The sequence below is a fragment of the Cyanobium sp. Copco_Reservoir_LC18 genome, from assembly GCF_009834675.1.
Lineage (GTDB): Bacteria > Cyanobacteriota > Cyanobacteriia > PCC-6307 > Cyanobiaceae > Cyanobium > Cyanobium minutissimum.
This window is the reverse complement of sequence record NZ_ASAC01000012.1, coordinates 162,843-189,005: the sequence shown is the minus strand read 5'-3', so window position 1 is coordinate 189,005 and position 26,163 is coordinate 162,843. Positions and strand designations below refer to the sequence as shown.

Here is a 26,163-nt window from a genome sequence, read left to right as displayed (position 1 = left end):
GCCGGAGCCGTTGAGCGACCCGTCCGATTCGATTGATCTGCCGGGTCAGCTCCAGGCCCTGACCCAGCGGCTGGGTCAGTCGAACCCGGAGCTCTACCGCCATGTCGCCCTGTACCTGCAGGTGCTGCGTCAGGTGCTGCCCCAGCAGGTCCGCCAGGCCTGCTTCCATCTCGCCACCCAGGTCCACCCGCTGCGCTACAGCGAGCTTCCGGTCGAGCGCAGACGGTTGCTGCATGGCCAGATCCAGGAGCTGGTGGGCCGCTGCTGCAGCCTGCTCACGGTGGAGCAGCTGGTGATCCTGGCGGCCCAGATCTCCCGGGAGCGCCAGCGGCGCGACCGTCATGAGCGGGAGCAGCTGCTGGAGGAACTCACCTGGGAGGGGGAGAGCGGCGCCGGGGAGCCGGAGCCCCTGCCGCCCGGCTCGGTGCAGATCGCCTTCGCCCCGCCCCTGGCCGGCGGATCCTTCCTCTGGGGGTCCCTGGGCCGTGGCGAGGCCCAGCCGCCGGATCCCGACGGAGGGCGGCGGGGCGATCCGGACGATGGCCCCCCGCAGCATCAGGACGGCGCCCAGCCCGACGACCCTGACGAGGACTCCGAGCAGGATCCCGATGCGGACTCCGAGGCGGACTCCGAAGATGACGCCCCGGACGGGACGCCGGGAGGGTGCGGGCCGGAACCGGCGGACACCCTGTGGCAGGCGGGACGACTGCCTGACGATCCCGAGCGGGTGCTGCGCTGGATGGACGGCATGGAGCTGGCCCTGGGCCGGCGCCTGCGCAACCTCTCCCACGCCGTCAATGTCGAGCTGCTGCGCGGCGGCGTCAGCCGCAGTCTGCTGCCGGTGAGCCTGCTGGACGCGGTGCTGGCCGGCCAGCTCGAGACCATGGCCGCCCCCGCCAACCTGATGCGGCTGCCCCTGCCCTTCCCCGGCGCACGTGCTCCCCAGGCCCAGACCCTGGCGGTGCTGCTGCGGCCCACCGATCTGGAGCTGGAGGAGCCCCGCCTGCGCACCTGCCGGCGGCGGCTGCAGCAGCATCGCCAGGAGGTTCGCAGAATGGCCCAGCAGTTCCGTCGCCTGCAACGGCGGTTACGGATCCATCAGGCCGAACAGCTTTGGCTGCAGGACATCCGCCCCCCATCGATTCCGGACGACTGACCGGCCCCCCCTCCGTGGAGGGGCCGGCGCTGCCGTCGCCGGAGGCCCTGGAGAGGTGGTGCACGCCCCTGCAGCTGGCCTGCCGCCTGGAGGCCGAAGCCGGCTTCGGCGATCTCCAGGGCCGGCGCGACCGGTTCAGCGGCTTCCTCGCCACCACCCTGGCGGTGCCGCCCGAGGGGCTCGAGCCCGCCGAGCGCCAGCAGCTGGCCGCCCTCGCCCGCGATGCCGCCGGCTACGGCGATCTGGCGCTGGCGGGTCGCCAGACCCTGGTGCGGCGCCTGCGGCAGGCGCTGCACGAGCTGCGCCGCCGCCGGCAGGAGGTCAGGCCCGTCGCTCCCCCACGCCTGCGGCTGGCTGCCGCCGGACCGGCGGCGCCCGATGCCGGCGGCCCCCGGGGGCTTGATCCCCAGACGCCGCTGGCGGAGGTGCCCGGCATCGGAGCGAAGACCGCCACCCGCCTCGCCGCCCTCGGCCTGCTGGTGGTGCGCGACCTGGTGCACCACTACCCCCGGGACTACCTCGATTACGCCCACCTGGTGCGGATCGCGGCCCTGGAACCGGGGCGGACCGCCACCATCGTGGCGACGGTGCGCCGCTGCCACGCCTTCGGCAGCCCCCGCAACCCCAACCTGGCGATCCTGGAGCTGCAGGTGCAGGACGTGACGGGCCGGCTGCGGGTGACGCGCTTCTTCGCCGGCCGCCGCTTCAGCAGCCCCGGCTGGCTCAAGGCCCAGCAGCGGCTCTACCCGGTGGGGGCCACGGTGGCCGTCAGCGGCCTGGTCAAGGACAGCCCCTACGGCCCCTGCTTCGCCGATCCCCTGCTGGAGGTGCTGGAGGCCCCCGGCGCGCCGGTGCGCTCGGAGCGGATCGGCCGGTTCGTGCCCGTCTACGCCCTCACCGAGGGGCTCAGCGGCGAGACCCTGGCCCGGGCCATCGCCGCGGTGCTGCCGGCGGCGAGCCGCTGGCCCGATCCCCTGCCGGAGCCCCTGCGCCTGGAGCTGGGCCTGGCGCGCCGTGGGGAGGCGCTGCTGGGGCTCCATCGGCCCGCCGACCGGGAGGAGCTCCAGCGCTGCCGCCGTCGCCTGGTGTTTGATGAGTTCCTGCTGCTGCAGCTGGCCCTGGGGCAGCGGCGGGAGCGCCTGCGCCGCGCTCCGGCCCCGCCGCTGCTGCTGCCCAGCGGCGGCGAGGACCTGGTCAGCCGCTTCCTCGACCTGCTGCCCTTCCCCCTCACCGGCGCCCAGAGCCGCGTGCTGGCGGAGATCCGCGCCGACATGGAGCGCCCCCAGCCCATGGCCCGGCTGGTCCAGGGGGACGTGGGCAGCGGCAAGACGGTGGTGGCCCTGGCGGCCCTGCTGGGGGCCATCGCCGCCGGCTGCCAGGGGGCCCTGATGGCACCCACCGAGGTGCTGGCCGCCCAGCACTTCCACAAGCTGGCCGGCTGGCTGCCCCAGCTCGACGTCAGCATCGAACTCCTCACCGGCTCCACCCCCGCCCGCCGACGCCGCCAGGTGCTGCAGGACCTGGCCAACGGCCAGGTGAAGCTGCTGGTGGGCACCCACGCCCTGCTCGAGGATCCGGTGCAGTTCGACCGGCTCGGCCTGGTGGTGGTCGACGAGCAGCACCGCTTCGGGGTGCGGCAGCGCAACCGGCTGCTGGCCAAGGGGCTCCAGCCCCACCTGCTGACGATGACCGCCACCCCCATCCCTCGCACCCTGGCCCTCTCGATCCACGGCGACCTCGACCTCAGCCAGATCGATGAGCTGCCGCCGGGCCGCACCCCGATCCGCACCCGCCTGCTGCGGGGATCGGAGCGCGCCGGCGCCTGGGAGCTGGTGCGCCAGGAGGTGGCCCAGGGGCAGCGGGCCTACGTGGTCCTGCCCCTGGTGGAGGAATCGGAGAAGCTCGACCTGCGCTCGGCGGTGGAGGTGCACCGCCACCTCGATGAGGAGGTGTTTCCCGAGCTCACGGTGGGGCTGCTGCACGGCCGGATGACCGGCGAGGAGAAGCAGCGCGCCATCAGCGCCTTCCAGGAGGGTCGCTCCCAGGTGCTGGTGTCCACCACGGTGGTGGAGGTGGGAGTGGATGTGCCGGAGGCGAGCGTGATGGTGATCGAACATGCCGAGCGCTTCGGTCTGGCCCAGCTGCACCAGCTGCGGGGCCGGGTGGGCCGGGGGGCGGCCGCCTCCCATTGCCTGCTGCTGCATGAGGGCGACAACGCCATGGCCCGCCAGCGTCTCGAGCTGCTGGCCCGCAGCAGCGACGGCTTCGAGATCGCCGAGATGGACCTGCGGCTGCGGGGCCCCGGCCAGGTGCTCGGCACCCGCCAGTCGGGCCTGCCGGACCTGGCCCTGGCCAGCCTCAGCGACGACGGAGCGGTGCTGGAGGAGGCGCGGCTGGCGGCACGGCGGATCCTGGCGGAGGATCCCGACCTGGCCCGCCACCCGCACCTGCGCGGGGCCCTCGAGGCCCAGCGGCGCCGCTCGGTGGAGGCGGCCCAGTTGAATTGAGCCAGAGCACCGGCCCACCGGTCCGACCCGCGCCCGCCGCCCCCATGCCGCCCCTGCGCCCCTGGAGTCCGATTCCCATCGCCGATCCGGGCGAGCCCCTGGACGACCTGCCGCCGGGCCTGTGGCGGCTGGAGCCCCACCCTTACCAGGCCCTGGGGGCGCCCTATGGCCCCGCGGCCAGCCCGTTCCGCCTGCGCCGCGGGGTGATCGAGCGGCTGGAGCGGGCCCAGGAGCGGCTGCGGCAGCACCGGCCCCAGTGGCGGCTGGCCATCTTCGATGCCTGGCGACCCCTCGCCGTGCAGGCGTTCATGGTGCGCCATGCCTTCCGTGAGGCCTGCCGCGAGCGGGGCCTCGACCCCGAGGCCTTCGGCCTCCCCCAGCAGGCCGTGGCGGCGGAGGTGGATCGCTTCTGGGCTCCACCCAGTGCCGATCCGGCCACCCCGCCCCCCCACAGCACCGGCGCCGCGGTGGATCTGACCCTGGCGGAGGACAGCGGACTTCCGCTGGCCATGGGCGGCGAGATCGATGCGATCGGAGCCATCTCCGAGCCCGACCACTACGCCGGGGCCGCCCCGGGCAGCGAGGCCGCCGCATGGCACGAACGGCGCCGCCTGCTGGCGGCGGTGATGGAGGAGTCCGGCTTCGCCCAGCACCCCAACGAGTGGTGGCATTTCAGCCACGGCGACCAGCTCTGGGCCTGGCGCCGGGGCGAACCGCAGGCGCTCTACGGGGCCGTTGCGGCAGGCGTGGCCGGTGCTGCGGACGGTGCCGTCGAAGGTGCGGGCTGAGCGGTGCCGGGTGCTGGCGCGCTGGTCACCGGGATCACGGTGCCCGGCAGGGTCAGGCCCAGCTCCCGGAACAGCACGCTGGCCTGGGGGCGGGTCAGCAGACCCTTCTGGACGCAGCGCTTGAGGCTGGCCAGGGTCATGTCGTCCTGCACGCGGCGCAGCTTGGCCAGCACCGCCGGGCTCTGGTCGGCGAAGGGCTGCAGATGGGCCCTGTAGGCGGCCCTGATGGCGTCCGGCTGGCAGGCCAGGGGATCGGACTGGAAGTACTGCACCGGGGCCTCGGGCGCGCGGGGCCGCTCCGCCGCCTCACTGCTCCGCCCTGAGCAGGGCAGCAGGCCCACCAGCACCGTGCCGAGCAGGGCACCCAGCAGGGGCTGGATCGGGCCGGCGCAGGGGCGGCCCATCAGGCGGCGGTGAGCAGCTGGCCGACCCGTTCGGCGCCGATCCGCTCAACGAAGTCGCCGAAGCGGCTGCGGGGGCCGCCCTCATCGCGCCAGGCCACCAGCAGCGGCTCCAGGGTGGCCTCCAGCTTCTCCAGGGGCATTTTCTCCAGATAGGGACGGGCCAGCCGGGTCAGGCCGTGGCTGCCGCCGAGCCACAGCTGGTAGGTGTCCACGGCGCTGCCCACCAGACCGATCTCGGCCATGTAGGGGCGGGCGCAGCCGTTGGGGCAGCCGGTCATGCGCACCAGGAGCGGCTTGGTGATCTCCAGCCGTTCCAGCAGGGCCTCGAGGCGCTCGAGCACGTCGGGGAGGATCCGTTCGGCTTCGGTGATCGCCAGGCCGCACAGGGGCAGGGCGGGACAGGCCAGGGCATGGCGGGCCAGGGGGGCCGGGGCCTCGGGCGCGGTGAGGCCGAGGGCCGCCAGCCCCTCCCGCACCGACCCGCGCTGGGCGCTGCCGATGTTGCAGAGCAGCAGGTCCTGGTTGGGGGTGAGCCGCACCTCCAGCTGGTAGGTCTCGATCAGGTGGCGCAGGCCGCTCTTGAGCTCCCCCTGCAGGCGGCCGCACAGCACCGGCAGGCCCACGAACCAGAGCCCCGGCGACTGGCGGTGCCAGCCCAGGTAGTCGGTGAGCACAGCGGGGGGCTCCCGGCGCATCCCCTTGATCGGATGGGGGAAGTAGCGGCCCAGTTCGGTGCGGAACCAGTCCACCCCCCGGTCGTGGATCAGATACTTCATGCGGGCGTGGCGGCGCTGCTCCCGGTCGCCGTGGTCCCGCTGCAGGGCGACGATCGCCTGCACCAGCTCCAGCACATGGCCGGCGGCCACGTAGCCGAGGGGATCGGCGGTGCGGGCGAAGGTCTCCTCCTTGTTGTGGGTCCGCCCCATGCCGCCACCCACGTAGACATTGCAGCCCAGGGGCCGCCCGGAGGGGTCGCTGAACAGCACCAGGCCGATGTCCTGGGTCAGCAGGTCCACCGAGTTGTCGCCGGGGACGGTGACGGCCACCTTGAACTTGCGCGGCAGGTAGGTGGAGCCGTAGAGGGGTTCGGCCGCGTCACCGCTGAACACGGCGCCGCTCTCCTGCAGCCGGCGCGCCTTCTTCACGGGCCCCTTGGGCTTGATCCGGTAGCTGAGGTCCCCGTCCACCCAGAGGTCGAGGTAGGAGCCCTCGGCGGCCTGGGGGGCCAGCAGGTCGGCGATCTGATCGGCCAGCAGGCGGGCCTCCGGGTAGCCATCGCGCTCGAACGGGGCGGCCGGGGCCATCACGTTGCGGTTGATGTCCCCACAGGCCGACAGGGTGGAGCCCAGGGCCCGCACGATGCCGCCGATCACCTCCTTGAGATCGGTCTTCTGCACCCCGTGCATCTGGAAGGCCTGGCGTGTTGTGATCCGCAGGGTGCCGTTGCCCAGCCGGTCGGCGAGGGCATCGAGCGCCAGATAAAGGGAGGTGGGGATGCGCCCGCCGGGGTTGCGCAGCCGCAGCATCATCTGCCAGTCCTTGTCAGCTCCCTTGCGACGTTTGTCCCGGTCGTCCTGCTGGTAACTGCCGTGGAACTTGAGGATCTGGACGGCGGGATCGGTGAAGCTGGGCAGATCGTTGCCCAGTTCGGCCGCCAGGGGATCATGCAGGTGGCCGCTGCCGGCCTTGAGCGCCTCCTGTTTGGTGGGGGGCTTGGCGGGGGGAGCCGATGGGAGCGACGTGCTGTCGGCGACCGTCGTCGAGGACATCGGCATGGGGACGGGTATCTGGAGTGAAACTAGCGAACGGGACGGGGCGCCCCGCCGGAGGTTCCGGCCGTTTCCCTCCTTTGCATACAGTCGCGTCCTGCCCGTTCCCCTGCATGGCCACCTTTCTTCTGGAGATCGGAACCGAGGAACTGCCGGCCGACTTCGTGCGCCTGGCCCAGCCCCAGCTGCAGGCGATCGTGGCCCGCGACCTGCAGGAAGCCCGCCTCGCCTGCGACGCCATCCGAACCGGCGGCACCCCCCGGCGCCTGGCCGTGACCGTCACCGGCCTGCCCCGCCAGCAGGAGGATCTGGTCGAGGACCGCAAGGGTCCGCCGGCCCAGCAGGCGTTCCGCGAGGGCCAGCCCACCCAAGCCGCCATCGGCTTCGCCCGGCGCTGCGGCTGCAGCCCCGACCAGCTGGAGATCCGCGACACCGACAAGGGCCCCTTCGTGTTCGCCCGCACCACCGAGGCCGGCCGCCCCACCGCCGAGGTGCTGGCCGCCTGCATCCCCGGCTGGATCCGTTCCCTGCAGGGGCGGCGCTTCATGCGCTGGGGCGCCGGAGATGGCCGCTTCAGCCGGCCCCTGCGCTGGCTGGTGGCGCTGCTCGATGAGGCGGTGGTGCCGGTGGCACTCAGCGACGTCGATCCGCCCCTGGCCAGCGACCGCCTCAGCCGCGGGCATCGCCTCCATCCCGGGACCGTGACGATTCCCTCCGCCGCGGGCTATGCCGCCGCCCTTGAGGCGGCCGATGTCCAGGTCGACCGGGGGGCCAGGGGTGCCGCGATCCGCTCCGCCCTGGAGGCGGCGGCGACGGCGGCGGGCGCCGAGCTGGATCTGCCCGAGGTCCTGTTCGATGAACTGGTGGACCTGGTGGAGTCCCCTCGCCTGATCGAGGGCTCCATCGACACCGACTACCTGGCCCTCCCCCCGGAGGTGCTCAGCACCGTGATGCGCTCCCACCAGCGCTACGTGCCCCTGCGCCTGGCGGACGCCGCGGCCGATCCCCTGGCCCTGGAGGCCCACGAGGCCCTGATGCCCCGGTTCCTGTGCCTGTCCAACGGCCTGGCCGCCGCCGCCGACACGATCCGGCGCGGCAATGAGCGGGTGCTGCGGGCGCGGCTGGCGGACGCGGCCTTCTTCCTGGCGGCCGATCGCCGCCAGAGCAGCGCCGAGCGGGTCGAGGCCCTCGATCGGGTCACCTTCGCCGAAGGGCTCGGCAGCCTGGCCGACCGCAGCCAGCGCCTGGCCTGGCTGGCGGATCGGCTCTGCCGCCGCCTGCCGCTGGCTGACACCGCCGCCCTGGCCGCCCGGCGGGCCGCCCCCCTGTGCAAGCACGACCTGGTGAGCCAGATGGTGGGGGAATTCCCGGAGCTGCAGGGGGTGATGGGGGCCAAGTACCTGCTGGCGGAGGGCGAGTCCCGCGCCGTGGCCCTGGCGGTGCTGGAGCATTACCAGCCCCGCGGCGCCGGTGACGCCCTGCCGGGTTCCGAGGCGGGGGCGGTGCTGGCCCTGGCGGAACGGCTGGAGCTGCTGCTGAGCATCTTCGCCAGGGGCGAGCGGCCCAGCGGCTCCTCCGATCCCTATGCCCTGCGCCGGGCGGGCAACGGACTGCTGCAGATCCTCTGGGATCGGGACTGGTCGCTCGACCTGGTGGCCCTGATGGCCGAGGCCACGGCCCACTGGCAGGGGTTGCTGCCTGAGCTGGCGGTGCAGCCCCTCACCCTGGCCGCCGACCTGCTCGACTTCCTGCGCCAGCGGCTGGCCAGCCTGCTGGAGGAGGAGGGCTTCGGTGCCGATCTGGTCCAGGCGGTGGCCGGCGATGGCGTCCCCCTGGAGCGGCTGCTGCGGGACCCGGCCGATGCCCGGGCCCGGGTGGAGCTGCTGCGGCGCCTGCGCAGTGAAGGCCGCCTGCCCCTGGTGCAGGCGGTGGTGCAGCGGGCCTCCCGGCTGGCGGAGCAGGCCGACCTGGCGGCGGATCAGGTCAGCCCCGATGGGGTGGTGGATCCGGGTCTCTTCGCCTCCCCCAGCGAGGCCGCCGTGCTGGCGGTGCTGGAACGGCTGGGGGTCCATGCCGCCGCCACCGGTACCGCCCGCTACGAACCGCTGGCCCGGCTGCTGGGGGAGAGCGGCACCACCCTGGCCGCCTTCTTCGATGGCCCCGACAGCGTCATGGTGCTCTGCGACGAGCCCGGGCTGCGCCGCAACCGGCTGCGGCTGCTGGCGGTGCTGCGCAACCAGGCCTCGGTGCTGGCCGACTTCAGCCGTCTGGGGGGCTGACGCGGACCGGCCTCACGCCAGCAGGGCCACCTTGATGCACAGCCCGGGTCCGAAGGCCAGGGCCAGGCAGGGCCCGGAAGCACCGCTGCGCGGCAGGCGTTCGAGGATGAACAGAAGCGTCGGGGACGACAGGTGGCCGTAGTCCCGCAGGACCGACCGCGAGGGTTCGATCAGACCTGGATCGAGATCCAGGCCCTTGGTGACCGCCGGGAGGATCCGGGGTCCACCGGGGTGCACGGCCCAGCCGCCGATGGCGTCGGGGGTCAGGCCGTGGCTGGCCAGCCACCCCTCAGCCAGGGCCGCAGATGCTCGCCGATCAGGCCAGGGACCTGCGGGGACAGGCCCATGGCGACGCCGTGGTCACCGGTCCACCGGATCAGGGGCCTCATCCATCCGGAAGGCCCCCGGCACCGACACGGGACCCTCGAGGTGAACGATCGGCGAGCGACTCAGCAGCCGGCACCCCAGCCAGGCCAGCCCGTAGCCCAGGGGCGGCGGATCAGGTCGTTCACCAGCACCGGGTGGCGGCTGCCCTGGCCCAGGCGGCGGAGCAGCCCGACGGCATCGGCGTCCTCGCGGGGTCTCCTGGCAAAGACCTTCAGCGGGCGTCCCCTAACTTGTCTGTCCGCTCCGACCGCTGGTCGAGGAGCCATCACTCAAATTGCCGATGCTGTTCGACGGTGTTCTGATCGTTCTCCTGATTCTGATCAACGGGGTCTTTTCGGGTTCGGAACTGGCAATGATGTCGGCCCGGAGATTGCGCCTCGAGCACCTGGCGGAGGCCGGAGACCACAAGGCGGAAGTGGCTCTGAAACTCATCCGATCCCCGAACGATTTTCTGTCGACGGTGCAGATCGGCATCACATTGATCGGCATTCTCAGTGGTGCCCTGGGCGGCTCACGGGTGGCCGAGGGCCTGCGGCCGCTGCTGGAGGCCGTCCCCCCGCTGCGGGCCTGGGCCGATCCCCTGTCCCTCGGACTGGTGGTCACGCTGATCACGTTCCTGTCCTTGGTGCTGGGAGAGCTGGTGCCCAAGCGCATCGCTCTGCATGACCCGGAGCGCATCGCCTGCCTGGTGGCCCCCGCCATGCGGAGCCTGTCGCGCTGGATGGCCCCCCTGGCCCATCTGCTGGGCTCGTCCACCGATCGCCTGCTGAGCCTGATCGGCATCGGCGAGGGGGGCGAACCGGAGATCACCGAAGACGAGATCAGGACCCTGCTGCGCAGGGGAACGGAGTCCGGCCTGTTCGAGGAGGCCGAACACGCCATGGTCGAACGGGTGTTCCGGCTGGCCGACCGCCCCGTCAGGGCGATCATGACCCCCCGCACCGACATCCGCTGGCTGGATCTTTCCGATTCCCCCGAGACCCATCTGCAGCAGGTGATCGAAGGCAACCATTCCCTGTTCCCGGTGGCCCGAGGCAGCCTCGATGCCTGCGTGGGGGTGGTGCGCGGCCGGGCCGTTCTGGCGGCCAGGATCACCGAGGGCCCCGGCCCGGTGGAGACCCTGGTCCAGGCCCCGCTCTACGTGGGGGAGAGCACCCGGGCCCTGAAGCTGATCGAGCAGTTCAAGAGCACGGGCATCCACATCGCCCTGGTGACCGACGAATTCGGGGGCATCGAAGGGCTGGTGACCCTGAATGACGTGATGGAGGCGATCGTCGGCGACCTCTCCTCGGCCACGGACAGGGACGACCCGATGGTCATCGTCCGCCAGGATGGGTCCTGGCTGCTCGACGGAGCCCTCGACATCGCCGACTTCGAGGAACTGGTGGGCCGACGGCCTCTGACGGAGGAGCTCCGGGGCGGCTACCAGACCCTGGGCGGCTTTGTGATGCATGGGCTCGAGCAGATCCCCAGGGCCGGTGACGTCTTCACGTGGGAAGGGCTGCGGATCGAAGTGGTCGACATGGACGGCAACCGGGTCGACAAGCTGCTGGTCAGCCGTCTCGACCCGGCTCCGGAACTGGCCTGATCAGGCGAGCTTCACACCGCGATCCTCATTTGGCCACCAGCACCGGCTCCTTTTTGGAGCCGGCATCGGGGTCGGTGCCGGCATCGGGGTCGGCGGGCGGGGTCGCGGCATGGACGCCGGCCGGCTTCATGGCCGAGCGGGGCTCGGCGGCCGCCAGGATCGCTTCGGCCTCCTCCACCGAGCGCACGGCGCTGGGCACCGGCTTGTAGCCGGCAGGAGCCAGGGCCTGGCCCCGCAGCACCGCCCCCAGGGTGAGCACCGTGAGCTTGATCTGCTGCCAGGGATTCATCGCCACCACCCGCTTGTAGAGGTAGCTGTCGAAGGTGAGGCGCTGCACGTCCTTGTCGTCGCACATCTCGACGAACGCTTCCCGGGCGGCATCATTGCTGTAGAAGATGTTCTGCAGCAGTTCCAGCACCTTGTAGGTGGCGCCGTACTTGCGGTCCCACTTGCGGATGTAGACCTTGAGCTCCTTCTCGGTGGGGATGCGGCTGCCGGAGGCGCTGGCGGCGACGATCTCCTCGGCGCACATGCGGCCGCTCTTGGCGGCGAAGTAGATGCCTTCGCCGGAGCTCTTGGTGACGTAGCCGGCGGCATCGCCCACCAGGGCCATGCGGCCCACCACCCGCCGGGGGCGGGGATGCTCGGGGATGGGGTGCGCCTCCACCTTGATCACCTCACCCCGCAGCAGACGGCGGCTGGCCCGCTCGCGGATGCCCTTCTGGAGCCCCTTGATCAGGGACTGGTTGGCCTGCATGGTGCCGGTGCCCACCGCCACGTGGTCGTACTTGGGGAAGACCCAGGCATAGAAATCGGGCGACACGTCGGTGCCGACGTACATCTCCGCGAGATCCTCGTAGTAGGCCATCTCCTCGGCCGGGAGGCGAATGCGCTCCTGGAAGGCGATCGCCACGTTGTAGTCGCCGGCATCCATGGCCTTGGCCACCCGGCTGTTGGCGCCGTCGGCACCGACGATCAGATCCACCTCGAGGGTCTTGAGCTCACCGGTGGGGCCGCCGGAGGAGTAATCGGCGTAGTGGAGGGTGTAGGGACCCTGGCGCTGGCTGCCGGTGTCGATGCTCTGCACCAGGCCGTTGACCAGATGGGCGCCGAGTTCGGCGGCCCGGTTGCGCAGGAAACCGTCGAGCACTTCCCGGCGGCACATGCCGATGTATTCGTTGCTGTTCTCCAGGTGGATGTCCACCTCCCGGTTGGAGGGGGAGATCATCCGCATGTTCCGCACCTTGCGGTCGATGATCGATTCCGGCAGATCGAATTCCTCCACCATGCAAAGGGGAATCGCCCCACCGCACGGTTTGGCGTTGTCGAGCTTGCGCTCGAACAGCCAGGTCTCGATGCCGGCCTTGGCGAGAACTTCCGCAGCACAGGAACCGCTGGGGCCGCCGCCCACGACTGCCACTCGCAACATCTTGAAACCTGCTCCGCCATTGGGATGTGGGGGGGAAGCTAACACTGCCGAACCGGTGACTGCCCGGTATGGAATCGACTGAAATGAGCTCCCACCTAAGATGGAGGGTCGCTCGCGGCTGAGGGAATGCCCGCCCACGCTCCGCCAGCCGCTGATGCCCACTGGTGACGACATCCCGCTGGCCCGGCGCTCCACGCCCCCTCCGCGCCGGCCAACCTCCGTTCCCAGGCGGATCGCCCAGGTGGTGCTCAGCGGTGCCCTGCTGGCCGGCGGCAGTGTGCTGCTGCTGATCGGCCCCCTGCGCTCCTGGATCACGCCCACCCCCGTGCCGGGACTGTCGGCCCGTCTGGGGCCGGATGGCCGGCTCCTCGGCCACTTTCCCTATCCCGAAGCCGACCCCGCCGAGCTGGTGGCCATCGCCCCCGGCCTGCGCCTGCGGCCGGACGCGGCCCGGGCCCTCGAGGCCATGCGGGCCGCCGCCGATGCCGACGGTGTCGTCCTGACGGTGCTCAGCGCCTGGCGCAGCGTCGAGCTGCAGAAGCAGCTGTTCTTCGATGTCAAGGCCGAACGCAACCAGACCTCCGCCGACCGGGCCCGGGTCAGTGCGCCGCCCGGCTTCTCCGAGCACAGCACCGGCTTCGCCGTGGATCTGGGGGACGGTCGCCTGCCGTCCACCAATCTGATGGAGAGCTTCGAGACCACCGAGGCCTACCGCTGGCTCGATCGCAACGCGGCCCGCTTCCACTTCGTGCGTTCCTTCCCCAGGGGCAACTCCCAGGGCGTGAGCTACGAACCCTGGCACTGGCGCTTCGAAGGGTCCACCGAAGCCCTGGAGATGTTCGAGCCGGCCCAGCGTCTGGCCCGCTGAGCCGGTGGGTTCGGGGACCCGCCGCCGGGCTGCCAGGAGGGGGTGGGAGTAGGATAAAGATTCGCTTCAACGTTCGCCACATGTCCCACCGGGCCGGCGCGGCAGGGTTCCCCCAAAAACCCTGACGAGACGTCAGAGCGCTGGTCGGTCCCTGTTCAGGGCTCCGGACATTCCGTCCCGTCCAGTTCAACGCCCAGCAGAACGCCCCGTTGGCAGCGACATGTCTTTTTCGTTTCGCCATCAACGCCCCGTTTCCCTGGAGACGACCACCGTCGATTCGATTCCGACGATCCCCTTCCCTCACCTTCGCAGGACGACATTCCCATGAGCGGCGACATCAAAGGCGCCCCGATACGCAATATCGCGATCATTGCCCACGTCGACCACGGCAAGACCACCCTGGTGGATGCCCTGCTCGAGCAGTCCGGCATCTTCCGCGAAGGTGAAGCGGTGCCCACCTGCGTGATGGATTCCAACGACCTGGAACGGGAGCGCGGGATCACGATCCTCTCCAAGAACACCGCCGTTGATTACAACGGCATCCGCATCAACATCGTTGATACCCCGGGTCACTCCGATTTCGGCGGCGAGGTGGAGCGGGTGCTGGGCATGGTGGATGGCTGTCTGCTGATCGTGGACGCCAACGAAGGGCCCATGCCCCAGACGCGCTTCGTGCTCAAGAAGGCCCTTGAAAAAGGTCTGCGGCCGATCGTGTTCGTCAACAAGATCGACCGGGCCCGCGTCGATCCGGAACAGGCGGTCGACAAGGTGCTCGATCTGTTCATCGAGCTCGGCGCCGACGACGACCAGTGTGATTTCACCTATCTCTTCGGCAGCGGCATGGGCGGTTACGCCAAGCCCGACATGGCCACCGAGAGCGACAACATGAAGCCGCTCTTCGACGCCATCCTGCGGCATGTGCCGCCGCCGGTGGGGGATCCCGCCAAGCCCCTGCAGCTGCAGGTCACCACCCTCGACTACTCCGATTTCCTGGGCCGGATCATGATCGGCCGGGTCCACAACGGCACGATCACCGGCGGCCAGAACGTCGCCCTGATCCGCGACGACGGCAGCATCAAGCGCGGCCGGATCAGCAAGCTGCTCGGCTTCCAGGGGCTGCAGCGGGTGGAGATCCCGGAAGCCCGGGCGGGTGATCTGGTGGCCGTGGCCGGCTTCGACGAGGTCAACATCGGCGAGACCATCGCCTGCCCCGACCATCCCGAGGCCCTGCCGCTGATCAAGGTGGACGAACCCACCCTGCAGATGACCTTCGTCGTCAACGATTCCCCCTTCGCCGGCAAGGAAGGCAAGTTCGTCACCAGCCGCCAGCTGCGCGACCGGCTGCAGCGGGAGCTGCTCACCAACGTGGCCCTGCGGGTGGAGGACACCGACTCCCCCGACCGCTTCTCGGTCTGCGGCCGTGGTGAGCTCCACCTCGGCATCCTGATCGAGACGATGCGTCGCGAGGGCTTCGAGTTCCAGGTGTCCCAGCCCCAGGTGATCTTCCGCACCATCGACGGCACCCCCCACGAGCCGTTCGAGACCCTGGTGATGGACGTGCCCGAGGAGGCCGTCGGCAGCTGCATCGAGAAGCTCGGCATCCGCAAGGGCGAGATGCAGAACATGGAAGCCACCAGTGACGGCCGCACCCAGCTGGAGTTCGTGGTGCCCTCCCGCGGCCTGATCGGCTTCCGGGGTGACTTCATCCGTGCCACCCGCGGCGAGGGGATCATGAGCCACTCCTTCCTCGATTACCGCCCCATGCAGGGCGACTTCGACGCCCGCCGCAACGGCGTGCTGATCGCCTTCGAGGAGGGCACCGCCACCTTCTACGCCCTCAAGGGTGCCGAGGACCGGGGCCAGTTCTTCATCACCCCCGGCACCAAGGTCTACAAGGGAATGATCGTCGGCGAGCACAACCGCCCGCCCGACCTCGAACTCAACGTCTGCAAGGCCAAGCAGGTCACCAACATCCGCTCGGCCGGCGCCGAAGTGCTCGACACCCTCCAGTCGCCGATTCAGATGACCCTGGAGCGGGCCCTCGAGTACATCGGCCCCGACGAGATGCTGGAGGTCACCCCCGAGTCGATCCGGCTGCGCAAGATGCCGGTGAAGAAGCCCGCCAAGCGTTGAGCTCCGGCGCCCCATCCGCCGATGAGGAAACCCTGCTGCAGGCCGACCCCCGCCTGCGGCAGGCCGTCGATCACTTCAATGCGGCCGCGTGGTACGCCTGCCACGACGACTTCGAGGAGCTCTGGCACGAGACCCAGGGACCGATGCGGCCCGTGCTGCAGGGTCTGCTCCAGATCGCCGTGGCCGAGCTGCACCTGGAACGCGACAACCGCCGCGGTGCCACGGTGCTGATGGGCGAGGGGCTGGGCCGGCTGCGGGGCTGCGGTGACGAGGCCCTGGGCCTGGCCCTGGAACCTGTCCGCCTCCGGGCCGCCCGGCGCCTGGAGGCCCTGCAGCAGCAGGCCGACCTCACTGGTCTGCCCCTGCCGCGCCTGGAACTGGCGCGGGGAACGGGCACGGCGCCGGTACATTGAGCACACTCAAGGCCTCCACGATTTCCACCTTGACCCTGCCCCCCCGCCCACTGCTGTTCGTGCTCGCCGCGGGGTTCGTGGGCGCCGCCCTGATGGTGCTCCCGTCCCTCCCCGTCGCGGCCCAGGCGCCGGCCGCCACGGCCCAGGCCCCGCGGCCGAAGGCGCCCGCCACCGGCATGGTCACGATCGAGTCCGACGTGCAGCAGGCCGACAACCAGAACGGCATCGTCACCGCCACGGGCAACGTGCGCATCGTCTACGCCGATCGCGGCATGACGGCCACGTCGCGGCAGGCCCAGTACTTCAGCAACGAAGGGCGTCTGGTGCTCACCGGCGATGTCGACGTGATCGACACCGATGGCCAGCGCCTGCGGGCGGAGCGGCTTGTCTATCAGCTCGACAGCGAGCGCATGCTGGCGGAACCGCCGGCCGGGAAGCAGGTCTTCAGCAAGTTCCGCCTGCAGCAGCAGGGCTCCGCCAAGCCTGCCCCCCCCAAGCCGTGAGTCTGGTTCTGGAGAGGGTGGCCATCACCCTCGCCGGCCGCCCCCTGGTGACCGACGTGAGCCTGGATCTCCACCCTGGGGAGGTGGTGGGGCTGCTGGGGCCCAACGGGGCCGGCAAGACCACCACGTTCAACCTGATCACCGGCCTGCTGCGGCCCGACTGCGGTCAGGTGCTGCTGGATGGGCAGTCGGTGGCCCATCTGCCGATGCCCCGCCGTGCCCGGCTGGGCATCGGCTACCTGCCCCAGGAGGCGAGCGTGTTCCGCCAGCTCAGCGTCCGCGACAACCTGATGCTCGCCCTTCAGGAGAGTGGTGCCGAGCCCGCCGGCCGCCGCCGGCGCCTGGAGGTGCTGATCGAAGACTTCCATCTGAGCGGCTTCCAGAACCGCCGCGGCTACCAGCTCTCCGGCGGGGAGCGGCGCCGCTGCGAGGTGGCCCGGGCCCTGGCGGTGGGCGACCAGGGCCCCCGCTACCTGCTGCTGGACGAACCCTTCGCGGGGGTGGATCCCATGGCCGTCGCCGATCTCCAGGCCCTGATCGACAGCCTGCGGGGCCGTGGCATGGGCGTGCTGATCACCGATCACAACGTCCGGGAGACCCTGGCGATCACCGACCGGGCCTACATCCTGGCCGATGGCAGGATCCTTGCCTCCGGTGCCTCCCATACCGTGGCCAACGATCCCCTGGTGCGGCGTCACTACCTCGGCGAGGGTTTCCAGCTTTGAAAGGGGCCCTGCTGGAGAAGCGTCCCCCCTGGCTGCAGCGGCCGGGCGGGGAGCGGCTGGGCGACTGGAGGCGGGTGCCGCGCTGGCGGGACCTGCCCCTGCTTGATCGCTGGCTGCTGCAGGAGCTGCTGGGCCCGTTGCTGTTCGGCATCGCCGCCTTCACGGCCGTGTCCCTGTCGGTGGGGGCGGTGTTCGAGCTGGTGCGGCGGGTGGCCGAGTCGGGGCTGCCGGTGATGGCGGCCATCCAGGTGCTGCTGCTGCGCCTGCCCTCCTTCCTGGTGCTGTCCTTTCCGATGGCCACCCTGATGGCCACCCTGCTGGCCTACAGCCGCCTCTCGGGCAGCAGCGAACTGACCGCCCTGCGCAGCGTCGGGGTGAGCACCCGCCGGATGGTGCTGCCGGCCATGGTCCTGGCCCTGGCGATGACCCTGCTCACCTTCGTCTTCAACGATGCGATCGTGCCGCGGGCCAATCTGGCGGCCACCAACAGCCTCGAGCGGGCCCTGGGCAAGGCCATCGCCACCGAGCAGAGCGACAACGCCCTCTATTCCCGCTTCACCGACGTCAAGCTGGCCAACGGCGAGTCGGTGAAGTGGCTGACCCACATCTTCCATGCCCGCCAGTTCCGCAAGGGGGTCATGCTCGATGTCACCCTGCTCGACTTCTCACGCCACGGTTACCGGCAGATGCTCACGGCGCTGACCGGCAAGTGGAACGAGCAGGAGGGCATGTGGGAGTTCAACAAGGGCCGCATCACCAACATCGACGTGGCCAGCGGCACCACCACCTCCGCCAGCTTCGACCGTTACCTCTACCCCTTCACCCGTGACCCGATCGAGGTGGCCCAGCTGCCCACCGACGCCAGCACCATGACCGTGGGCCAGGCCCTGACGGCGGAGCGGCTGCTGCTGGAGGCCAACAACACCAAGGAGGCGCGGCGGCTGCGGGTGCGGATCCAGGAGAAGTTCGCCTTCCCGGCCATCTGCCTGGTGTTCGGCCTGATCGGCAGCAGCCTGGGGGTGCGGCCCAATTCCCGCACCAGCCGCAGCCAGGGGTTCGGCATCAGCGTGCTGCTGATCTTCGGCTACTACCTGATGTCCTTCATCTTCAGCTCCCTGGGGATCACGGGCACCCTGATGCCCTTCCTGGCGGCCTGGCTGCCGGTGGTCATCGGCCTGGCCGGGGGGCTCTGGCTGCTGCGGCAGGCCAGCCGCTGAGGCCCCACCGGGGGGACGGCACGGCAAAGTGGATCGGTTTCGATCCGCTCCCTTGGTGAACGATCCGGTCATCGGTCTCGGCCTCGCGGCCTTCGCCCTGCTCCTTCTGGTGCTGCCCATCGCCTTCTGGTCCGTCAGCGGCGGCCAGAGCAACCCGGTGGTCAGGATCCTGGTGGCCTCGGCCAATCTCTGCCTCACGGCCCAGCTGGTGCTGCGCTGGTGGGAGTCGGGCCACTTCCCGATCAGCAACCTCTACGAATCGCTCTGCTTCCTGGCCTGGGCCTGCACCCTCACCCAGCTGCTGGTGGAGCGCAGCTGGCCCAACCCGCTGGTGGCGGCGGCGGCCACGCCGATGGCTCTGGGCTGTGTGGCCTTCGCCAGCTTCGCCCTGCCGGATCGCCTCCAGGAGGCCTCGCCCCTGGTGCCGGCCCTGCGCTCCAGCTGGCTGGTCATGCACGTCAGCGTGATCATGGTCAGCTATGCGGCCCTGCTGGTGGGCTCGCTGCTGTCGGTGGCGGTGCTGTTCGTCGACCGCAACGAGGATCTGGAGCTGCGCAGCAGCTCCATCGGCAGCGGCGGCTTCCGCCAGGCCCGGCTGGCCAGCGACGGCCCCGGCGCCATGGCGCTCAGCAGCAGCAGCTTCCGCATCAGTGAACAGCTCGACAGCCTCAGCTACCGCACCATCACGGTGGGCTTCCTGCTGCTGTCGGTGGGCCTCGTGAGCGGGGCCGTATGGGCGAATGAGGCCTGGGGCAGCTGGTGGAGCTGGGACCCGAAGGAGACCTGGGCCCTGATCTGCTGGCTGGTCTACGCCGCCTACCTGCACACCCGCCTGATCCGCGGCTGGCAGGGTCGTCGACCGGCGCTGGTGGCCTCGGCGGGCCTGGTGGTGATCGCCGTCTGCTACATCGGTGTCAACCTGCTGGGCATCGGACTGCACAGCTACGGCTGGTTCCTGGGCAGCTGAGCGCCCGCACGGTTTGCGGTTGCCCAGCCGCGGGCTCACCCGGCAAAAAGGAAGGGCCGCCTCCGGTAAGGGCGGCCTGCTGACCCTCAGACCAGGGCCGGTTCGGGGCGGCGGCTGTTGCGGATGCCGGTGATGGCCTCGGCGTAGTCGGCCTGGCTGAACACCCCGGAGCCGCTGACGATCGCGTTGGCGCCCGCCTCGATCACCTGCCAGGCGTTGGCGGCCTTGATGCCGCCATCCACCTCGATCCAGGGATCCAGACCCCGCTCGTCGCAGAGGCGGCGCAGCTGGCGGATCTTCTCCACCTGGGAGGGGATGAAGCTCTGGCCGCCGAAGCCGGGGTTGACGCTCATGATCAGCACCAGATCACAGAGCTCCAGGCAGTACTCGAGGGTGTCCAGGGGGGTGCTGGGGTTGAGCACGGCACCGGCCATCTTGCCCAGGTCCTTGATCTGGCTGAGGTTGCGGTGCAGGTGGGGGCAGGCCTCCACCTGGACGCTGATGATGTCCGCGCCGGCCTTGGCGAAATCGGCCACGTACTTCTCGGGCTCGACGATCATCAGGTGCACGTCCAGGGGCTTGGCCGTGACGGGGCGCAGGGCCTCGACGATCAGCGGGCCGATGGTGATGTTGGGCACGAAGCGGCCGTCCATCACATCCACATGGATCCAGTCGGCGCCGGCGGCGTCGACGGCCCGGACGTCGTCCCCGAGGCGGGAGAAGTCGGCCGAGAGGATCGACGGGGAGATCACCAGGGGCTTGGTGCTCATGGACGGCCACCGCAGCGGAAGAGTGAAGCGATTGTAAGGAGCCGCCCACCGTGGGACCCCCGGGGGGATCCCGGGCGCGCTGATACGATGGCCCCGCTTCGATTCCGAGAGGCCTTGCAGCGGCTGGAACCTTCCCCGCTTTGCCTGCGGTCCGCCTCCGGCGTGCCGGCCCCTCGTTGAGGCCCCTCCCCCTGCCGGACCGTTGTGGATCGCACTCTCATCCAGGAACTGCTCGAAGTCGTCGAGCAGGCCGCCATCGCCTCCGCCCGCCTGACCGGGCTCGGCAAGAAGGACGAAGCCGATGCGGCCGCCGTCGAGGCGATGCGCACCCGCATGGGCAGCATCGCCATGCAGGGCCGGATCGTGATCGGCGAGGGGGAGCGGGATGAGGCGCCCATGCTTTACATCGGAGAGGAAGTCGGCAGTGGCACCGGCCCCGGCGTCGACTTCGCCGTCGACCCCTGCGAAGGCACCAACCTCTGCGCCAACGCCCAGGACGGCTCGATGGCCGTGCTCGCCGCCAGCGACCGGGGCGGCCTGTTCTACGCGCCGGACTTCTACATGAAGAAGCTGGCGGCGCCCCCGGCCGCCAAGGGCAAGGTGGACATCCGCAAGAGCGCCACCGAGAACATCGCCATCCTCAGCGAGTGCCTCGGCCTCGCCCCCAGCGACCTCACCATCGTGGTGATGGACCGCGCCCGCCACAAGGACCTGATCGCCGAGATCCGTGCCACCGGCGCCCGGGTCAAGCCGATCAGCGACGGTGACGTCCAGGCCGCCATCGCCTGCGGCTTCGCCGGCACCGGCACCCACTGCCTGATGGGCATCGGCGCCGCTCCCGAAGGGGTGATCTCCGCCGCCGCCCTGCGGGCCCTCGGCGGCCACTTCCAGGGCCAGCTGGTGTACGACCCCGCCGTCGCCCAGACCAGCGAGTGGGCCGACTACACCAAGGAGGGCAACATCGCCCGCCTCAACGAGATGGGCATCACCGATGTCGACAAGGTCTATGAGGCCGAGGAGCTGGCCTCCGGGGAGAACGTCGTCTTCGCCGGCAGCGGCATCACCCCGGGCCTGCTGTTCAAGGGTGTCGTGTTCGAGCCCGACTGCACCCGCACCAGCAGCCTGATCATCAGCACCCTCGACCGCAGCGCCCGCTTCACCGATACGGTGCATATCAAGGAAGGCGCCCAGAGCATCGCCCTGCGCTGATCCCACCAGAGTCCGGACCTCGGAGCCCGCCTCCATGCACATCGCCGTCGTCGGTCTGAGCCATCGCACGGCTCCGGTGGAAATCCGCGAGCGCCTGAGCATCCCTGAGCAGACCATGGAGGATTCCCTCCAGCGGCTGCGCTCGGATGAGCAGGTGATCGAGGCCTCGATCCTGAGCACCTGCAACCGGCTGGAGATCTACACCCTCCTGCGCCACCCCGAACAGGGCATCACCGCCGTCGGCGACTTCCTCAGCCAGCAGTCGGGTCTGGCGGTGGAGGAGCTGCGTCCCCACCTGTTCACCTACCACCACGAGGAGGCCGTCGGCCACCTGCTGCGGGTGGCCGCCGGTCTCGACAGCCTGGTGCTGGGGGAGGGCCAGATCCTCTCCCAGGTGAAGAAGATGGTGCGCCTGGGCCAGGAGCACCGCTCCGTGGGCCCGATCCTCAACCGCCTGCTCAACCAGGCGGTGAGCACTGGCAAGCGGGTGCGCACGGAAACCAACCTGGGCACCGGAGCGGTGTCGATCAGCTCGGCCGCGGTCGAGCTGGCCCAGTTGAAGGTGGGCCAGGCCCGGGGCACCGATGAACTGGTGCCGCTGGACCAGGAGCAGGTGGCGGTGGTGGGGGCCGGCCGCATGGCCCGGCTGCTGCTGCAGCACCTGCAGGCCAAGGGCTGCCGGGGGGTGGTGCTGCTCAACCGCACCGTCGCCCGGGCCGAAGCCCTGGCGGCCGATTTTCCCGCCCTGCCGGTGCAGTGCCGTCCCCTGGACGACCTCGACCACTGCCTGAGCACCTGCTCGCTGGTGTTCACCAGCACCGGCGCCGAGGAGCCGATCATCACGGCCCGGCGGCTGGAGGGGCTCAACCGCCGCTCCAGCCTGATGCTCATTGACATCGGCGTGCCCCGCAACATCAGTGCTGATGCGGCCGAGCTCCAGGGGGTCGACAGTTTCGACGTCGACGACCTCCAGGAGGTGGTGGCCCGCAACCAGGAGGCCCGTCGGGAAATGGCCGCCGAGGCCGAGGGGCTGCTGGCGGAGGAAGCCAGGCTGTTCCTGGAGTGGTGGGACGGCCTCGAAGCGGTGCCCCTGGTCAACCGCCTGCGCCTGCAGCTGGAGGACATCCGCGAACATGAGCTGCAGAAGGCCCTCAGCCGCATGGGCCCGGACCTCTCCGCCCGGGAGCGGAAGGTGGTCGAGGCCCTCAGCAAGGGCATCATCAACAAGATCCTGCACACGCCTGTCACCCGGCTGCGGGCCCCCCAGCCCCGCCAGCAGCGGCGGGCGGCCATGGGGGTGCTGCAGGACCTGTTCGAGCTTCACGACGACCCGCCGGAGGCCTGAGCCCCACCCCCGGAGCGGTCCCCGCCTCACCGGCTCCAGCCCCACCATTCACTGCAACGGAACATGAACCGAGAAGCCGCAGCGCCGCGCTCCCCGTCACCACGCTCCAGTACGGTCTGGCCAGCCAAGGACCGAGGACTGGGCTCATGAAACGCGTTCTGGCCATCATCCTGGGAGGCGGGGCGGGAACGCGTCTCTACCCCCTCACGAAGATGCGGGCGAAGCCCGCCGTTCCCCTCGCCGGGAAATACCGACTGATCGATATTCCCATCAGCAACTGCATCAATTCCGAGATCAACAAGATCTACGTGCTGACGCAGTTCAACAGCGCCTCGCTCAACCGTCACCTGACGATGAGCTACAACCTCTCCTCCGGTTTCGGCCAGGGCTTCGTGGAGGTGCTGGCCGCCCAGCAGACCCCCGACAGCCCCAGCTGGTTCGAGGGCACGGCCGATGCGGTGCGCAAGTACCAGTGGCTGTTCCAGGAGTGGGACGTGGACCACGTCCTGATCCTCTCCGGTGACCAGCTCTACCGGATGGACTACAGCAAGTTCGTCCAGCACCACATCGACTGCGGCGCCGACCTGACGGTGGGGGCCCTGCCGGTGGATGGGGCCCAGGCGGAGGGCTTCGGCCTGATGCGCACCTCCTCCGACGGCCGGATCCTGGAGTTCAGCGAGAAGCCGAAGGGTGCCGCCCTCGAAGCCATGCGGGTCAACACCGAGAGCCTGGGCCTCTCCGCCGAGGAGGCCGCCAAGCGGCCCTACCTGGCCTCGATGGGGATCTACGTCTTCAACCGCAACACCCTGTTCGACCTGCTGGCCAGCCACCCGGAGGCCACCGATTTCGGCAAGGAGATCATCCCCGCCTCCCTCGGCCGGGGGGACCATCTGCAGACCTTCCTCTTCGATGATTACTGGGAGGACATCGGCACGATCGGGGCGTTCTACGAGGCCAACCTGGCCCTCACCGACCAGCCCAACCCGGCCTTCTCCTTCTATGACGAGAAGTTCCCCATCTACACCCGGCCCCGTTATCTGCCCCCCAGCAAGCTGCAGGACGCCCAGGTGACCCAGTCGATCATCGGCGAGGGATCCCTGCTCAAGGCCTGCAGCATCCACCACTGCGTTCTCGGTGTTCGCTCCCGGGTCGAGGACGAGGTGGTCCTCCAGGACACCCTGCTGATGGGGGCCGACTTCTTCGAATCCTCCGAGGAACGGCTGGTGCTGCGCGAACGGGGCGGCACCCCGATCGGGGTGGGCCGGGGCACCACCGTGAAGGGGGCGATCCTCGACAAGAACGTGCGCATCGGCCGCGACGTCACCATCGTCAACAAGGACCGGGTGGAGGAGGCCGACCGGCCCGAGCTCAACTTCTACATCCGCAACGGCATCGTCGTGGTGGTGAAGAACGGCACGATCGCCGACGGCACGGTGATCTGAGCTCCGCCCCCCGGGCAGGGCTGGGCCAGCAGTTGCTGACATCCCAGCCCGGGACACCGACGCTCCCCCGACCGCTGGCCACAGTGGCAAGGAAGCACGACATCCACGCTCCTATGGGCAAGGCGCATTTCGGACTCATCGGCCTCGGCGTGATGGGTGAGAATCTGGTCCTCAACGCCGAGAGAAACGGTTTCTCAAGCGTCGTCTACAACCGGACCTACGCCAAGACCGAGGAGTTCCTGGCCGGACGCGGCGCCGGCAAGGACATCGTGGGCGCCGCCACCCTGGAGGAGTTCGTGGCGGCGCTGGAGCGGCCCCGGCGCATCCTGATGATGGTCAAGGCGGGTGATCCGGTGGACGCCACCATCGCCAGCATCGCGCCGCTGCTGGAGGAGGGGGATCTGCTGATCGACGGCGGCAACTCCCTCTACACCGACACCGAGCGGCGGGCGAAGGACCTGGAGAGCAGGAGCTTCGGGTACATCGGCATGGGCGTCTCCGGCGGCGCCAAGGGGGCCCTGGAGGGGCCGAGCATGATGCCCGGCGGCACCAAGGCGGCCTACGACGCCATCGAAAGCCTGGTCACCAGGATGGCCGCCCAGGTGGAGGACGGCCCCTGCGTCACCTACATCGGCCCCGGCGGCGCCGGCCACTTCGTCAAGACCGTCCACAACGGCATCGAGTACGGCATCGAGCAGATCCTGGCCGAGGCCTACGACCTGATGAAGCGGATCGCCGGCATGGACGGCGATGCCATGGCCGATGTGCTGGCGGGTTGGAACCAGACCGAGGAGCTCGCCTCCTTCCTGGTGGAGATCACCGAGGTCTGCCTGCGCACCAAGGATCCCGAGAGCGGCGGTGATCTGGTGGAGCTGATCGTCGATGCCGCCGGCCAGAAGGGCACCGGCCTGTGGACCGTGGTCAGCGCCCTGGAGATGGGGGTGCCCGTGCCCACCATCTACGCCGCCCTCAATGCCCGGGTGCTGAGCTCCCTGCGCAGCGAGCGGATCGCGGCCGAAGCGGTGCTGCACGGCCCCGCCCCCCACAGCTTCTCCCTCGGAGAGCCCGCCACCGGCATGGCGCCCCTGCGGGACGCCTGCATCCTGGCCTGCATCGCCAGCTACGGCCAGGGGATGGCCCTGCTGCAGGAGGCCTCCAAGCTGCACGACTACCACCTCGATTTCTCGGCCATCGGCCAGATCTGGAAGGGGGGCTGCATCATCCGGGCCCGGTTGCTGCAGCGCATCCAGGACGCCTACGGCGCCGATCCCTCCCTCCCCAACCTGATGCTCGACCCCTGGTTCGCCGCCCAGGTCAACCAGCGGCTGGCCGGCCTGCGCCAGGTGGTGGCCGGGGCGGCCCTGGCGGGGATCCCCGTGCCCTGCCTCAGCAGCACCCTCGACTACATCGACAGCTACCGCACCGGCCGCCTGCCCCAGAACCTGGTGCAGGCCATGCGCGACTGCTTCGGCTCCCATACTTATGAGCGCACGGACCGCCCCGGCGCGTTCCATACCGAGTGGCTCGTTTGACCGAACCCAGCACCCGCTACCAGCTGATCGTCGCCAGCAGCCCGGACGATCTGGCCCGCCAGGCGGCCGAGCAGATCGCCTCCGGCATTGATCTGGCCCTGGCGGAGCGGGATCGGGCCCAGATCGCTCTGGCCGGCGGCGAAACGCCCCGGGCCGCCTACGCCCGGCTGGCGGAGGAACACCTGCCCTGGGAGCGGGTCGATGTGCTGCTGGGGGATGAGCGCTGGGTGCCGGCCGATGACCCCTCCAGCAATGCCCGCATGCTGCGGGAAACCCTGCTGGCCCACCCCCAGGCCAGCCACGCCCGCTTCCATCCGGTGCCCACCGACCGTCCCACCCCGCAGGCCAGCGCCGAGGCCTACGCCTCCGAGCTGGCGGTGCTCTGCCCCGGTGCGCTGCCCCGCTTCGATGTGCTGCTGCTGGGCCTCGGCGACGACGGCCACACCGCCTCCCTGTTCCCGGGCACGGCGGCCCCCGGCGTCAGCGACCGGCCGGTCACCATCGGCGAGGGCAAGGGCCTGCCCCGCATCACCCTCACCGCCCCCGTGCTCTCGGCCGCCCGCCGGGTGATCTTCCTGGTGAGCGGCGCCGGCAAGCGCCAGGCGCTCGCCCGCCTTCTCGACCCGAGTGAGCCCGCCGAGCGCACCCCCGCCCGGCTGGTGCGGCCGGCCGGTGTGGTGGTGATCCTCGCCGATGCCGCCGCCGCCGCCGACCTCCCGGGCACCTGAGGCG

The 26,163-nt window shown here is 70.4% G+C and carries 22 protein-coding genes; 17 read left to right on the top strand and 5 right to left on the bottom strand.

The genetic code is table 11. From position 1 onward, the window contains the following. Positions 1 to 10: 10 nt before the first annotated feature. From L107_RS06230 to L107_RS06220, 3 genes are read left to right on the top strand one after another with little or no spacing between them, the layout of a single operon-like run. Positions 11 to 1,156: a hypothetical protein gene (locus L107_RS06230; protein WP_236550533.1), complete on the top strand. Its 1,146-nt coding sequence runs from the start codon at positions 11 to 13 to the stop codon at positions 1,154 to 1,156. Positions 1,157 to 1,170: 14 nt separating this feature from the next. Continuing rightward, the gene (recG, locus tag L107_RS06225; RefSeq protein ID WP_159817104.1) at positions 1,171 to 3,663 is read left to right on the top strand and encodes an ATP-dependent DNA helicase RecG; all 2,493 of its coding nucleotides are present in this window, start codon (positions 1,171 to 1,173) and stop codon (positions 3,661 to 3,663) included. 44 nt (positions 3,664 to 3,707) lie between these two features. Beyond that, positions 3,708 to 4,451 carry a M15 family metallopeptidase gene (locus L107_RS06220; protein WP_201295817.1) on the top strand — a complete coding sequence of 248 codons (744 nt, stop codon included), beginning with the start codon at positions 3,708 to 3,710 and terminating at the stop codon, positions 4,449 to 4,451. Here the strand turns inward: L107_RS06220 and L107_RS06215 are convergent. After that, positions 4,388 to 4,855 carry a hypothetical protein gene (locus L107_RS06215; protein WP_159817102.1) on the bottom strand — a complete coding sequence of 156 codons (468 nt, stop codon included), beginning with the start codon at positions 4,853 to 4,855 and terminating at the stop codon, positions 4,388 to 4,390. The two genes, L107_RS06220 and L107_RS06215, sit on opposite strands and share 64 nt — an antisense overlap. Next, entirely contained in the window at positions 4,855 to 6,624 is a 1,770-nt protein-coding gene (sir, locus tag L107_RS06210; RefSeq protein WP_159817451.1) for a sulfite reductase, ferredoxin dependent, read from the bottom strand. The genes L107_RS06215 and sir overlap by 1 nt, the downstream gene beginning before the upstream one ends. Before the next feature lie 113 nt (positions 6,625 to 6,737). Between sir and glyS the strand changes: the two genes are divergently transcribed. Then, positions 6,738 to 8,903: a glycine--tRNA ligase subunit beta gene (gene glyS / locus L107_RS06205; RefSeq protein ID WP_159817100.1), complete on the top strand. Its 2,166-nt coding sequence runs from the start codon at positions 6,738 to 6,740 to the stop codon at positions 8,901 to 8,903. A 12-nt stretch (positions 8,904 to 8,915) separates the two neighbouring features. Here glyS and L107_RS16640 read toward each other — a convergent pair whose 3' ends face one another. After that, complete coding sequence (locus tag L107_RS16640) at positions 8,916 to 9,140, bottom strand: hypothetical protein (protein WP_236550532.1); 225 nt, start codon at positions 9,138 to 9,140, stop codon at positions 8,916 to 8,918. A gap of 430 nt (positions 9,141 to 9,570) precedes the next feature. On the opposite strand from L107_RS16640, the gene L107_RS06195 reads away from it, so the two are divergent. Then, positions 9,571 to 10,878, top strand: coding sequence for a hemolysin family protein (locus L107_RS06195; RefSeq protein ID WP_159817449.1), 1,308 nt, complete (start codon positions 9,571 to 9,573; stop codon positions 10,876 to 10,878). Between the two features lie 25 nt (positions 10,879 to 10,903). Here the strand turns inward: L107_RS06195 and chlP are convergent, their stop codons facing one another. Next, positions 10,904 to 12,307 (bottom strand): geranylgeranyl reductase, encoded by a 1,404-nt coding sequence (gene chlP / locus L107_RS06190; protein WP_159817098.1) that lies wholly within the window; start codon positions 12,305 to 12,307, stop codon positions 10,904 to 10,906. A gap of 154 nt (positions 12,308 to 12,461) precedes the next feature. Between chlP and L107_RS06185 the strand changes: the two genes are divergently transcribed. From L107_RS06185 to ccsB, 7 genes are all read left to right on the top strand, one after another. Beyond that, positions 12,462 to 13,175: a D-alanyl-D-alanine carboxypeptidase family protein gene (locus L107_RS06185; protein WP_159817096.1), complete on the top strand. Its 714-nt coding sequence runs from the start codon at positions 12,462 to 12,464 to the stop codon at positions 13,173 to 13,175. A gap of 324 nt (positions 13,176 to 13,499) precedes the next feature. Next, positions 13,500 to 15,308 (top strand): translational GTPase TypA, encoded by a 1,809-nt coding sequence (gene typA / locus L107_RS06180; protein WP_106219954.1) that lies wholly within the window; start codon positions 13,500 to 13,502, stop codon positions 15,306 to 15,308. Then, a complete protein-coding gene (locus tag L107_RS06175) occupies positions 15,305 to 15,721 on the top strand; it encodes a DUF309 domain-containing protein (RefSeq protein WP_159817094.1) in 417 nt (138 codons plus the stop codon). Before typA ends, L107_RS06175 begins: the two co-directional genes overlap by 4 nt. A gap of 29 nt (positions 15,722 to 15,750) precedes the next feature. Beyond that, entirely contained in the window at positions 15,751 to 16,224 is a 474-nt protein-coding gene (locus tag L107_RS06170) for an LptA/OstA family protein (protein WP_370515401.1), read from the top strand. Next, the gene (lptB, locus tag L107_RS06165) at positions 16,221 to 16,949 is read left to right on the top strand and encodes an LPS export ABC transporter ATP-binding protein (RefSeq protein WP_159817090.1); all 729 of its coding nucleotides are present in this window, start codon (positions 16,221 to 16,223) and stop codon (positions 16,947 to 16,949) included. The genes L107_RS06170 and lptB overlap by 4 nt, the downstream gene beginning before the upstream one ends. Positions 16,950 to 17,005: 56 nt before the next feature. Beyond that, positions 17,006 to 18,166 carry an LptF/LptG family permease gene (locus L107_RS06160; RefSeq protein ID WP_201295832.1) on the top strand — a complete coding sequence of 387 codons (1,161 nt, stop codon included), beginning with the start codon at positions 17,006 to 17,008 and terminating at the stop codon, positions 18,164 to 18,166. A 55-nt stretch (positions 18,167 to 18,221) separates the two neighbouring features. Next, positions 18,222 to 19,133: a c-type cytochrome biogenesis protein CcsB gene (gene ccsB / locus L107_RS06155; RefSeq protein WP_159817086.1), complete on the top strand. Its 912-nt coding sequence runs from the start codon at positions 18,222 to 18,224 to the stop codon at positions 19,131 to 19,133. Positions 19,134 to 19,219: 86 nt separating this feature from the next. Here the strand turns inward: ccsB and rpe are convergent, their stop codons facing one another. After that, positions 19,220 to 19,903: a ribulose-phosphate 3-epimerase gene (gene rpe / locus L107_RS06150; protein ID WP_159817084.1), complete on the bottom strand. Its 684-nt coding sequence runs from the start codon at positions 19,901 to 19,903 to the stop codon at positions 19,220 to 19,222. Between the two features lie 204 nt (positions 19,904 to 20,107). Between rpe and glpX the strand changes: the two genes are divergently transcribed. From glpX to pgl, 5 genes are all read left to right on the top strand, one after another. Next, positions 20,108 to 21,112 (top strand): class II fructose-bisphosphatase, encoded by a 1,005-nt coding sequence (gene glpX / locus L107_RS06145; protein ID WP_159817082.1) that lies wholly within the window; start codon positions 20,108 to 20,110, stop codon positions 21,110 to 21,112. 34 nt (positions 21,113 to 21,146) lie between these two features. Then, positions 21,147 to 22,457, top strand: a complete 1,311-nt coding sequence (locus L107_RS06140) for a glutamyl-tRNA reductase (protein ID WP_159817080.1) — start codon at positions 21,147 to 21,149, stop codon at positions 22,455 to 22,457. Between the two features lie 146 nt (positions 22,458 to 22,603). Beyond that, positions 22,604 to 23,899, top strand: coding sequence for a glucose-1-phosphate adenylyltransferase (locus L107_RS06135; protein WP_159817078.1), 1,296 nt, complete (start codon positions 22,604 to 22,606; stop codon positions 23,897 to 23,899). 113 nt (positions 23,900 to 24,012) lie between these two features. Then, a complete protein-coding gene (gndA, locus tag L107_RS06130; RefSeq protein ID WP_159817076.1) occupies positions 24,013 to 25,431 on the top strand; it encodes an NADP-dependent phosphogluconate dehydrogenase in 1,419 nt (472 codons plus the stop codon). Further along, positions 25,428 to 26,159 carry a 6-phosphogluconolactonase gene (gene pgl, locus L107_RS06125; RefSeq protein ID WP_159817074.1) on the top strand — a complete coding sequence of 244 codons (732 nt, stop codon included), beginning with the start codon at positions 25,428 to 25,430 and terminating at the stop codon, positions 26,157 to 26,159. The genes gndA and pgl overlap by 4 nt, the downstream gene beginning before the upstream one ends. The last annotated feature ends 4 nt before the right edge of the window (positions 26,160 to 26,163 follow it).